2 protein-coding genes are annotated in these 12,521 nt (G+C 75.8%); one reads left to right on the forward strand and one right to left on the reverse strand.

Features of this window, described 5'->3' with window-relative positions:
• The first annotated feature begins 132 nt into the window (after positions 1 to 132).
• Positions 133 to 12,033, forward strand: a complete 11,901-nt coding sequence (locus tag OG871_RS33270) for an SDR family NAD(P)-dependent oxidoreductase (RefSeq protein WP_371501894.1) — start codon at positions 133 to 135, stop codon at positions 12,031 to 12,033.
• Positions 12,034 to 12,145: 112 nt separating this feature from the next.
• On the opposite strand, the gene OG871_RS33275 is transcribed toward OG871_RS33270, so the two are convergent.
• Entirely contained in the window at positions 12,146 to 12,364 is a 219-nt protein-coding gene (locus tag OG871_RS33275; RefSeq protein ID WP_371501896.1) for a hypothetical protein, read from the reverse strand.
• Positions 12,365 to 12,521: the final 157 nt, after the last annotated feature.

Consider the following 12,521-nt stretch of genomic DNA (forward strand, 5'->3'; position numbering starts at 1 on the left):
CGGCGCACCCAGGCGCGCCGCCGGCCCCGCGAAGTATTCGCCCGGCCTGCCCGGGCAGGGCCTCATCCGGCCCGCCACCACACGCAGCCACCGACGAGTGACTGCAGCCATCGACATGGGTGAGGTTCCACAGTGTCCCAGGAAAAGCTCCTCGACTATCTGAAGCGCGTCACGGCCGACCTCCACCAGACCCGTCAGCGGCTGCGCGAGGCGGAGGCGGGCGACTCCGAGCCGATCGCGCTGGTGTCGATGAGCTGCCGGTTCGCAGGCGGAGTCGACTCCCCCGAGGAGCTCTGGCAGCTGGTGGCCGAAGGCCGGGACGCCGTCGGTGACTTCCCCGCCGACCGCGGCTGGGACACCGGGTCGCTGTTCGACGACGACCCGGACCAGCAGGGCACCAGCTACACCAGCCAGGGCGGATTCCTCTACGACGCCACCGAGTTCGACGCCGGGTTCTTCGGCATCAGCCCCCGCGAGACCCTCGGCATGGACCCGCAGCAGCGCCTGCTGCTGGAGGCCTCCTGGGAGGTGCTGGAACGGGCCGGCATCGACCCGACCTCGCTCAAGGGCAGCCGGACCGGCGTCTTCGCGGGCACCAACGGCCAGGACTACGGCGACCTGCTCCACCAGGTCCCCGAGGGCGTCGAGGGCTACACCCTGACCGGAAACGCGGCCAGCGTTCTCTCCGGAAGGCTGTCCTACACCTTCGGTCTGGAGGGCCCGGCGGTCACCGTCGACACCGCCTGCTCCTCCTCACTGGTCGCGCTGCACCTCGCCGCCCAGGCGCTGCGCCAGCGCGAGTGCTCGCTCGCCCTGGCCGGCGGCGTCACGGTGATGTCCAGCCCCCGGGCGTTCATCCAGTTCAGCCGTCAGCGCGGACTCGCGCCCGACGGCCGCTGCAAGTCCTTCGCCGCCGCCGCCGACGGCACGGGCTGGGGCGAGGGCGTCGGCATGCTCCTGCTGGAGCGGCTCTCCGACGCCCGCCGCAACGGCCACCCGGTGCTGGCCGTGCTCCGCGGCTCGGCCGTCAACCAGGACGGCGCCTCCAACGGCCTCACCGCGCCCAACGGGCCGTCCCAGCAGCGCGTCATCCGCCAGGCGCTCGCCGACGCGGGCCTGACCCCCGCCCAGGTCGACGCCGTCGAGGCACACGGCACCGGCACCGTCCTCGGCGACCCCATCGAGGCGCAGGCCCTGCTCGCCACCTACGGCCTGGAACGGCCGGCCGACCACCCGCTCTGGCTCGGCTCGGTGAAGTCCAACCTCGGCCACACCCAGGCCGCCGCCGGCGTCGCCGGCATCATCAAGATGGTGCTCGCCATGCAGCACGGCCTGCTCCCGCAGAGCCTGCACGTCGACCAGCCCTCCCCGCACGTCGACTGGGCCTCGGGCGGTGTCCGCCTGCTCGACCGGGCCCGGGCCTGGCCAGAGACCGGCGAGCCGCGCCGGGCCGGCGTCTCCTCGTTCGGCGTCAGCGGCACCAACGCGCACGCCATCATCGAACAGGCCCCCGCGCCCGAGACCGCCCCGGAACCCGACCCCGCACCGGCCGCGCCCGCCGTGCTGCCCTACCTGGTCTCCGGCCGGACCGCCGAGGCCCTGCGCGCCCAGGCCGCCCGGCTGCGCGCCCACCTGGAGGCCGAGCCCGCGCCCGCGCCGGCCGACCTCGCGCACTCGCTGGCCACCGGCCGCGCCGCGCTCGACCACCGGGCCGCCGTCCTCGCCGCCGACCGCACCGAGCTCCTGGCCGGCCTGGACGCGCTCGCCGCCGGCGAGTCCGCACCGCACCTGCTGCAGGGCACCGCCGTCGCCGAAGGCCGTACCGCGTTCCTGTTCACCGGCCAGGGCAGCCAGCGCGCCGGCATGGGCGCGGAACTGTACGCCGCCCACCCGGCGTACCGGGAGGCGTACGACGCGGTCTGCGCGGAGCTGGACCCGCTGCTGGAGCGTCCACTGTGCGAAGCCGTCGCCGACGAGAGCCTGATCGACGAGACCGCGTACGCCCAGCCGGCGCTGTTCGCCCTGGAGGTGGCGCTGTTCCGGCTGCTGGAGTCCTGGAGCCTGAACGCCGACTTCCTCGCCGGGCACTCCATCGGCGAGCTGGCCGCCGCCCACGTCGCCGGGGTGCTGTCCCTGGCCGACGCGGCGAGGCTGGTCGCGGCCCGGGGCCGGCTGATGCAGGCGCTGCCGCGCGGCGGCGCGATGGTCGCCGTCGAGGCCGCCGAGGCCGAGGTGGCGCCGCTGCTCACCGGGGGCGTCGGGATCGCCGCCGTCAACGGGCCCACCTCCGTGGTGATCTCGGGTACCGAGCAGGCCGTCCTGGCCGTCGCCGGGAAACTGGCCGCCGACGGCCGCCGCACCAAGCGCCTCACCGTCAGCCACGCCTTCCACTCACCGCTGATGGACGGCATGCTGGACGAGTTCCGCGCCGTCGCCGAGTCGCTCACGTACCGGGCGCCGCGGATCCCGATCGTCTCCACCGTCACCGGCACCTCGCTGACCGCCGAGGAGCTGTGCTCGCCCGAGTACTGGGTGCGCCACGTCCGCGAGGCCGTCCGCTTCCACGACGCCGTCCGCCGACTGCACGCCAACGGGGTCACCACCTACCTGGAGCTCGGCCCCGACGGTGTGCTCACCGCCCTCGCCCAGCACAGCCTCGACGGGGACGCCGCCCCGGCCACCCTGGTCGCCGCCCTGCGCGCCGGCCGCCCCGAGGTCCCGAGCCTGCTGACGGCCGTCGCCCGCGCCCACGTCCACGGCACCGCCCCCGACTGGCGCGCGGTGGGGCGGGACTGGGGCGGACACCGCATCGACCTGCCGACCTACGCCTTCCAGCGCCGCCGCCACTGGCCCGAGCCCCCGGCCGGCTGGCTCGGCGACGTCACCTCCGCCGGCCTCGGCGCCGCCGACCACCCGCTGCTCGGCGCCGCCGTCGCACTCGCCGACGCGGACGGCGTCCTGTTCACCGGCCTGCTCTCGCTGCAGACCCACCCCTGGCTCGCCGACCACGCCGTGATGGGCACCGTGCTGCTCCCCGGCACCGCCTTCGTCGAGCTCGCCGTCCGGGCCGGCGACCACGTCGGCACCCCCCGGCTCGCCGAACTCACCCTCCAGGCGCCACTGGTGCTGCCCGAGCACGGCGCCGTGCAGCTCCAGCTCGCCGTCGGCGACGCGGACGAGTCCGGCAGCCGCCCGTTCACCCTGCACTCCCGGCCCGAGCCCGACGGAGCCGCCGGCGCGGCCGCCCTGACGGCCGAACACGCCTGGACCCGGCACGCCGCCGGCCTGCTCGCCCCCGCCGCGGACCGTCCCGCCGAACCGCTCGGCCTGACCAGCTGGCCGCCGGCCGGCGCCGTCCCCGTCCCCACCGAGGGCCTCTACGACTACCTTGCCGAGGCGGGCTTCGGCTACGGCCCGGTCTTCCAGGGCCTCACCGCGGCCTGGCAGCTCGGCGACGAGATCTACGCCGACGTCCGCCTGCCAGAGGCGGCCCGCGCCGACGCCGGACTGTTCGGCCTGCACCCCGCGCTGCTGGACGCCGCCCTGCACGGCGTCGGCATGGGCACCCTGCTGACGCCCAGCGATTCCGGGCGCCTCCCGTTCGCCTGGCGCGGCGTCACCCTGCACGCCTCCGGCGCCGACAGCCTGCGCGTGCGGCTCGCCCCGGCCGGTGCGGACGCCGTCGCCGTCACCGTCGCCGACGCCACCGGCAGGCCCGTCGCCACCGTCGACTCGCTGCTGCTGCGCCCGGTGTCGGCCGCCCAGGTGCACGCCGCCCGCGCCGTCCACCACGAGTCGCTGTTCACCGTCGCCTGGCAGAGCGCCGCACCCGGCACACCCGAGCCCACCGGCTGGGCCCTGCTCGGCACCGGGGACGACCGGCCGGACCCGGCCGCCGCCCTCGCCCTGCCCGTCCACCGGACGCCGGCCGAACTCGCCGCCGCCCTCCGGGCCGGAGCCGAGGCACCGCACACCGTCCTGGCCACCCTCGCCGGCCCCGCCGGCGACGGGCCGGGCGCCGACGACGCCCCGGCCGCCGCCCACGCCGTCGCCGCCCGGGCGCTCGCCCTGGTCCAGCAGTGGCTCGCCGAGGACCCGCTCGCCGACACCAGGCTGGTCCTGACCACCCACGGCGCCGTCGCCGTCCGGCCCGGCGAGGACGTCACCGACCCGGCCGCCGCCACCGTCTGGGGCCTGGTGCGGTCCGCCCAGTCCGAACACCCCGGCCGCCTCGTGCTGGCCGACCTGGACGACCACCCCGCCACCCCGGCCGCGCTGCTCGCCGCCGTCGCCGCCGACGAACCCCAACTCGCCGTACGGGCCGGCGCCCTGTACGTGCCCCGGCTCTCCCGGGTCACCGCCACCGAGCCCCCCGCCGAGGCCGGCACCGGCGCCATCGACCCCGACGGCACCGTCCTGATCACCGGCGCCACCGGCACACTCGGCGCCCTGGTCGCCCGCCACCTGGTCACCGACCGCGGTGCCCGGCACCTGCTGCTGCTCTCCCGCCGCGGCATCGAGGCCCCCGGGGCCGCCGAACTCGCGGCCGAACTCGCCGAGGCCGGCGCCACCGTCACCCTCGCCGCCTGCGACGTCGCCGACCGCGCCGCGCTCGCCCGGGCCCTCGCCGAGATCCCGGCCGCCCACCCGCTCACCGCCGTCCTGCACACCGCCGGCGTCCTCGACGACGGCATCGTCGACGCCCTCACCCCCGAGCGCCTCGACACCGTCCTGCGCCCCAAGGCCGACGCCGCCTGGCACCTGCACGAGCTGACGGCCGGACAGCACCTCGACGCCTTCGTCCTGTTCTCGGCCGCCGCCGCCACCCTCGGCGGCCCCGGGCAGGCCAACTACGCCGCCGCCAACGCCTTCCTCGACGCCCTCGCCCACCACCGGCACGCCCTCGGTCTGCCCGCCACCTCGCTCGCCTGGGGCCTGTGGGCCGAACGCAGCGGCATGACCGGCGCCCTGGACACCGCCGACCTGCAGCGCATCAACCGCGCCGGCGTCGCCGCCCTGTCCTCCGCCGAGGGCCTGGCCCTGCTGGACACCGCCACCGCACTCGGCGGCGCCACCTACGTCCCGATGCGGCTCGACCTCACCGCCCTGCGCGGCCAGGCCGCCTCCCCGGCCCTGCCCGCCCTGCTGCGCGGCCTGGTCCGTGCCCCCGCCCGCCCGGCCGCCCGGGCCGCCGCCACGGACTCCGGCGCGGCCGGCCTCGCCGGACAGCTCGCCGCACTCCCGGCCGCCGAACGCACCAAGGCCCTGCTCGGCCTGGTCGCCGCCGAGGTCGCCGCCGTGCTCGGCCACAGCGGCGCCGACGCCGTCGAACCCACCCTCGCGTTCAAGGAGTTGGGCTTCGACTCGCTGACCGCCGTCGAACTGCGAAACCGGCTGACCGCCGCCACCGGCCTGCGGCTGCCCGCCACCCTGGTCTTCGACTACCCGACGCCGCAGGCCCTCGCCGGACAGCTGGACACCCAGCTCGTCGGCTCCGCCGCACCCGCCGCCGTCACCACCGCCGCCACCACGGCCCCCGACGACGACCCGATCGCCATCATCGGGATGGCCTGCCGCTACCCCGGCGGGGTGACCTCCCCCGAGGAGCTCTGGCAGCTGGTCGCCGAAGGCGGCGACGGCGTCTCCGCCTTTCCCACCGACCGCGGCTGGCCCCTGGACGCCCTCTACGACCCGGACCCGGAGCAGCAGGGCACCTCGTACGCCCGGGAAGGCGGCTTCCTGCACGACGCCGGCGCCTTCGACGCCGCCTTCTTCGGCATCAACCCGCGCGAGGCGCTCGCCATGGACCCGCAGCAGCGCCTGCTGCTCGAAGCCTCCTGGGAGGCGTTCGAACGGGCCGGCATCGACCCCGCCACCCTGCGCGGCAGCCGCACCGGCGTCTTCGCCGGCGTCATGTACCACGACTACGTCTCCCGCCTGCCCGCCGTTCCCGAGGGCGTCGAGGGTTACCTCGGCACCGGCAGCTCGGGCAGCGTCGCCTCCGGCCGAGTCTCCTACACCTTCGGCCTGGAGGGCCCGGCCGTCACCGTCGACACCGCCTGCTCCTCCTCGCTGGTCGCCCTGCACCTGGCGAGCCAGGCACTGCGCAGCGGCGAGTGCACGATGGCCCTGGCCGGCGGCGTCACCGTGATGTCCACACCCGACACCTTCGTCGACTTCAGCCGTCAGCGCGGCCTCGCCGCCGACGGGCGCTGCAAGTCCTTCTCCGCCGCCGCCGACGGCACCAGCTGGGCCGAGGGCGTCGGCATGCTCCTCGTCGAACGGCTCTCCGACGCCCGCCGCAACGGCCACCCCGTGCTCGCGGTGGTCCGCGGCACCGCCGTCAACCAGGACGGCGCCTCCAACGGCCTCACCGCGCCGAACGGCCCCTCGCAGCAGCGCGTCATCCAGCAGGCCCTGGCCAACGCGGGCCTGTCGGCCGCCCAGGTCGACGCCGTCGAGGCGCACGGCACCGGCACGGTCCTCGGCGACCCCATCGAGGCACAGGCGCTGCTCGCCACCTACGGCCAGGGGCGCACCGAGGACCGGCCGCTCTGGCTCGGCTCGATCAAGTCCAACCTCGGCCACACCCAGGCCGCCGCCGGTGCCGCGGGCATCATCAAGATGGTCATGGCGATGCGGCACGGCGTCCTGCCGCAGACCCTGCACGTCGACGAACCCTCCTCGCACGTCGACTGGACGGCCGGCGCCGTCGAGCTGCTGACCTGTGCCCGGCCCTGGCCGGAGACGGGCGAACCCCGCCGTGCCGGCGTCTCCTCGTTCGGCGTCAGCGGCACCAACGCCCACGCCGTCATCGAACAGGCCCCGGACGAGCCGGCCGCCCCCGAGGCCCCCGGCGGGCCGGACACGGTGCCGTGGGTGCTCTCCGCCAAAACCCCCGAGGCCCTCGCCGCCCAGGCCGGACGACTGCACCGCCGACTGGCCGAGGACGACTCCTGGCACCCCGCCGACGTCGCACGCGCCCTGGCCACCACCCGAGGCAGCCACGACCGGCGCGCCGCCCTGATCGGCGGCGACCGGACCGAACTCCTGCGCGGCCTGGAGGCACTGTCCCGCGGCGAGTCCGCCCACGTCGAAGGCACGGCGGCCGGTGGTCGTACGGCGTTCCTGTTCGCGGGGCAGGGGAGTCAGCGGGCGGGGATGGGGGAGGAGCTGTACGGCTCTTTCCCGGTGTTCGCGGCGGCGTTCGACGCGGTGTGTGCGGAGTTGGATCCGCTGCTGGATCGCCCGTTGCGTGCGGTGGTTGGCGATGCGGAGCTGATCGACGAGACGGGTTACACGCAGCCGGCGCTCTTTGCGCTGGAGGTGGCGCTGTTCCGGTTGGTGGAGTCGTGGGGTGTGCGGCCGGATTTCCTGGCGGGGCACTCGATCGGTGAGCTGGCCGCCGCGCACGTGGCGGGTGTGCTGTCGCTGGCGGACGCCTCGAAGCTGGTGGCGGCGCGTGGGCGTCTGATGCAGGCGTTGCCGCGTGGTGGTGCGATGGTGGCGGTGGAGGCCGCGGAGGCGGAGGTGCTGCCGTTGCTGACCGGGGGTGTCGGTGTCGCTGCTGTCAACGGGCCTGTGTCGGTGGTGATTTCGGGTGTCGAGCAATCTGTCCTGGAGGTTGCGGAGAAGCTGGCGGCGGATGGTCGCCGGACGAAGCGGCTGACGGTCAGCCATGCGTTCCACTCGCCGTTGATGGACGGGATGCTGGACGAGTTCCGTTCGGTGGCTTCGGAGTTGACGTTCCAGGCGCCAAGGATCCCGATCGTCTCCACTCTCACCGGTGCCCTGGCGTCGGACGAGCTGACGGATCCCGAGTACTGGGTGCGGCATGTCCGTGAGGCGGTCCGTTTCGCCGACGCCGTTCAGGTGCTGGAGGGCGAAGGCGTCCGGACGTTCCTGGAGTTGGGGCCGGACGGGACGCTGACCGCGATGGCGCAGCAGTGTCTCGCCGAGGACACCGACGCCGCGCTCACCCCTGCCCTGCGCCGGGACCGCCCCGAAGCCCTGAGCTTCACCACCGCCCTCGCCCGGCTGCACGTGCGCGGTGCCAGGCTCGACTGGCAGGCCGTCTTCGCCGGCACCGGCGCCCGCCGCGTCGACCTCCCCACCTACGCCTTCCAGCGGGAGCGGTACTGGATGGAGGCGCCCGCGCTGTGGGCGGTGGACGTGGCATCGGCCGGCCTGGTCGCGCCCGGGCACCCGCTGCTCGGCGCCGCCGCCCCGCTGGCCGAGTCCGACGGCTACCTGTTCACCGGGCGGCTCGCCCTGGACACCCACCCGTGGCTGGCCGACCACGCCGTCTCCGGCACCGTGCTGCTGCCCGGCACCGCCTTCGTCGAGCTGGCCCTGCGGGCCGGCGAGCAGGTCGGCTGCGAGCGGCTGGACGAACTCACCCTGGAAGCGCCGCTGGTGCTCCCCGGCGCCGAGGCGCTGCAGTTCCAGCTCTGGGTGGGCGCCGCCGGAGGGGACGGCGGTCGGCCGCTCAGCCTGTACTCCCGTCCGGAGCAGGCCGACCCCGAGGAGCCCTGGACCCGCCACGCGAGCGGAGCGCTCGCCGTCGCCGCGGGGGCCGAGGCCGCCGAGCTCGTCGAGTGGCCGCCCTCCGGCGCCACGGCCGTCGAGGCCGACGGGCTCTACGAGCGGCTGGCCGCGGGCGGATTCGCCTACGGTCCCGCGTTCCAGGGACTCACGGCCGCCTGGCGGCTCGGCGAGGAACTCTTCGCCGAGGTCGCGCTGCCCGAGACGGCGGAGGCGGACGGCGGCCTGTTCGGCCTCCACCCCGCCCTCCTCGACGCCGCCCTGCACGGCACGTTCCTGCAGGAGGGCTCCGCGGGGGACACCGGCGGGGCCCAGGGGCGGCTGCCGTTCTCCTGGAGCGGGGTCACGCTGCACGCCGTCGGCGCCACCGCGCTGCGGGTGCGGATCACCCCGCAGGGCGCCGACACCATCGCCCTGGCGCTCGCCGACACGACCGGCCGACCGGTCGCCACCGTCGATTCGCTGATGCTGCGCCCGGTGGCCGCCGAGCAGCTGCGCGGGGCCCGGTCCGGTCACCTCGACGCGCTCTTCGAGGTCGAGTGGACGGCGCTGCCGGCCGCGACCGCTGCCGACCCGGCCGCAACCGCCCTGGCCGTCGTCGGGGCCCCCGGGCAGGGCGACGCGGCCGAGGCGCTGCACCGGACCCTGCGCGCCGGCGGCGTCGCCGCCGAGGCCTACCCGGACCTCGCCGCCCTGGCCGCCGCCGTCGAATCCGGCGCCCCGGCACCGGAGTTCGTACTCGCCCCGTTCGACCTGCCGGTCCCGGCCGCGGGCACCGGGCTGCCGTCCGCCGACACCGTCCGGGCGGCCACCCACCACGCCCTCGCGCTCGCCCAGTCCTGGCTGGACCGGCGCACCCTCGCCGACGCCCGTCTCGTGGTCGTCACCCGCGGCGCGGTCGCCACCGCGGGCGGCGAGCAGGCCGACGACCTGGCCGGCGCGGCACTGTGGGGCCTGCTCCGCTCGGCGCAGTCCGAGAACCCGGACCGCTTCGTCCTGCTCGACCTGGACCGGGCCGACGGCGCCGACGTCGCCCTGTCCGCCGTCCTGCCCGCCGCTCTGGCCTGCGGAGAACCCGAACTGGCCGTCCGTCACGGCGACTTGTTCGCCCCGCGGCTCGCCCGGATCGCCGCCGACGCGGCCCTCATCCCGCCCGAGGGTGCCGCCGCCTGGCGGCTCGGCATCCCCGTCAAGGGCACCCTGGAGAACCTGGAACTGATCGAGTTCCCGCCCGCCGTCGCCCCGCTCGAACCGGGCTACCTCCGGATCGGCGTCCGCGCCACCGGCCTGAACTTCCGGGACGTCCTCAACGCCCTCGGCATGTACCCCGGCAACGCCGGCCTGCTCGGCCTGGAGGGCGCGGGCGTCGTCCTGGAGGTCGGCCCCGACGTCACCGACCTCGCCGTCGGCGACCGGGTGTTCGGCATGCTCTCCGGCGGCTTCGCACCCGTCACGGTCACCGACCGGCGGATGGTCGCCCGGATGCCCGACGAGTGGAGCTTCGCCGAGGCCGCCTCCGTCCCGGTGGTGTTCCTCACCGCCTACTACGCGCTGGTCGACCTCGCCGACCTGAAGGCCGGGGAGTCCCTGCTGGTCCACGCCGCGGCCGGCGGTGTCGGCATGGCCGCCGTCCAGCTCGCCCGCCACCTCGGCGCCGAGGTGTTCGGCACCGCGAGCGCATCCAAGTGGGACGCCGTCCGGGCCCTCGGCGTGCCCGACACGCACCTCGCCTCCTCCCGCGACCTGGACTTCGAGCAGCGCTTCAGCGCCGCCACCGGCGGCCGCGGCGTCGACGTGGTCCTCGACTCGCTCGCCCGCGAATTCGTCGACGCCTCCCTGAGGCTGCTGCCGCGCGGTGGCCGCTTCGTCGAGATGGGCAAGACCGACATCCGCGACGCCGAGCAGGTCGCGGCCGAGCACCCCGGCGTCCGCTACCGAGCCTTCGACCTGATCGAAGCCGGACCGGACCGCATCAACGAGATGCTCACCGCCGTCCTCGACCTGTTCGCCCGGGGCGCCCTCCAGCACCTGCCCGTCACCGCCTGGGACATCCGGCGCGCCCCCGAGGCCTTCCGCTTCGTCAGCCAGGCCAAGCACATCGGCAAGGTTGTCGTCACCGTCCCGCCGCCGCTCGACCCGGACGGAACGGTGCTGATCACCGGTGCCACCGGCACCCTCGGCGCCCTCGTCGCCCGGCACCTGGTGACCGAGCACGGCGCCCGGCACCTGCTCCTCACCAGCCGGCGCGGAGCCGACGCCCCCGGCGCCGCCGAACTCACCGCCGAGCTCACCGCCCTCGGGGCCCGGGTCACCGTCGCCGCCTGCGACGCCGCCGACCGTACGGCCCTCGCGGAGCTGCTCGCCGCCGTGCCCGCCGCCCACCCGCTCACCGCGGTCGTGCACACCGCCGGCGTCATCGACGACGGCGTGGTCGGCTCGCTCACCCCCGAGCGGCTGGACACCGTGCTGCGCCCCAAGGTGGACGCCGCACTCAACCTCCACGAGCTGACCGCCGGCCACGACCTCGCGGCGTTCGTCCTGTTCTCCTCCGTCGCCGGCACATTCGGCGGCGCCGGACAGGGCAACTACGCGGCCGCCAACGCCTTCCTCGACGCCCTGGCCAGGCACCGCCGCACCGCCGGCCTCGCCGGCCTCTCGCTCGCCTGGGGCCTGTGGGCCGAGACCAGCGGCATGACCGGCACCCTGGACGAGGCCGACCTGCAGCGGATGGCCCGCGGTGGCATCACCCCGCTCGGCTCCGCCCAGGGGCTGGCGCTGCTCGACACCGCGGCCACCCTCGGACGCGCCGCCCTCGCCCCGATGGGCCTGGACGTGGCCGGCCTGCGCACCGCCGACCCGGCCGCCGTCCCGCCGCTGCTGCGCGGCCTGGTGCGCGCCCCCGCGCGGCGCGCCGCCAGGGCCGCCGCAGCCGTCACCGCGGCCGACCAGGGCCGCACACTGGAACAGCGCCTCGCCGGACTGGACGAGGACGAGCGCCGCACACTCCTGCTGGACCTGGTCCGCACCCAGGTCGCCGCCGTCCTCGGACACTCCGGGCCGGAGGCGATCGACGCCGAACGGGCCTTCAAGGAGCTCGGCTTCGACTCGCTCACCGGTGTCGAACTGCGGAACCGCATGAACGCGGCGACCGGCCTGCGGCTCTCCGCCACGCTGGTCTTCGACTTCCCGACACCCGCCGCGCTCGCCGAACTGCTGTTCACCGAGACCGCCCCCGCGGCGGACGCCTCGGCCCGACCGCTGCTCGCCGAACTCGACCGTCTGGAAGCGGCCTTCGCGGCCGCCCCCACCCCCGGCGAGGACCTGAGGACCGCCCTGTCCACCCGCCTGCAGTCCCTGCTCGGCAGGCTGGCGGCCGTCGAGGAGCCGCCGGCCCCGGCCGTCGACACCGAGCAGCTCCGAGCCGCCTCCGACGAGGAACTGTTCGCCTTCATCAACGACCAGCTCGGCCGCTCGCAGGACGGCAGCTGAGCCGGAAGGCCCGCTGGTCAGGCCCGCCGCCGGGGTCCCGGAGCAGCACCGACGGTGTCTGCCCGGGGCCCCGGCGGCGTGCGCCGGAGCGTGCTGGGCGGGCAGCGCGTGATCAGCTGCCTGTCGAGGACGCCGGGTACAGCGGCTCTGCGGTGCAGGGCCGCTCGCCGACGACGCAGTGGTAGCAGAGCGCGGTGACCCCGTCCGAGTTGTACCAGTGGTGATCACCGCAATCGCGGGTGCCCTTGCCCGCGAACCCGAGGTCGATGAGGAACCAGGGCAGCTGCCGACGTACCCACGTGCGCCACCGGTACCTGCCCGTTCGAGTCATCCCCCGAGAATATCGGGCCGGCGTCGTGGGCCTCGACGGCGGTGGCCGTACGTTCGGGTGGTGACGCGGACGGCCGTCTCCTCCTCGTCGACGCCGTGCAGCGGCGATCCTCCGGTGCCTTCTCCGCCGCGCGTGCCGTACAGCCCTGAAAGGCCGA

The organism is Kitasatospora sp. NBC_00374, from assembly GCF_041434935.1.
In the GTDB taxonomy this organism is placed as follows: domain Bacteria; phylum Actinomycetota; class Actinomycetes; order Streptomycetales; family Streptomycetaceae; genus Kitasatospora.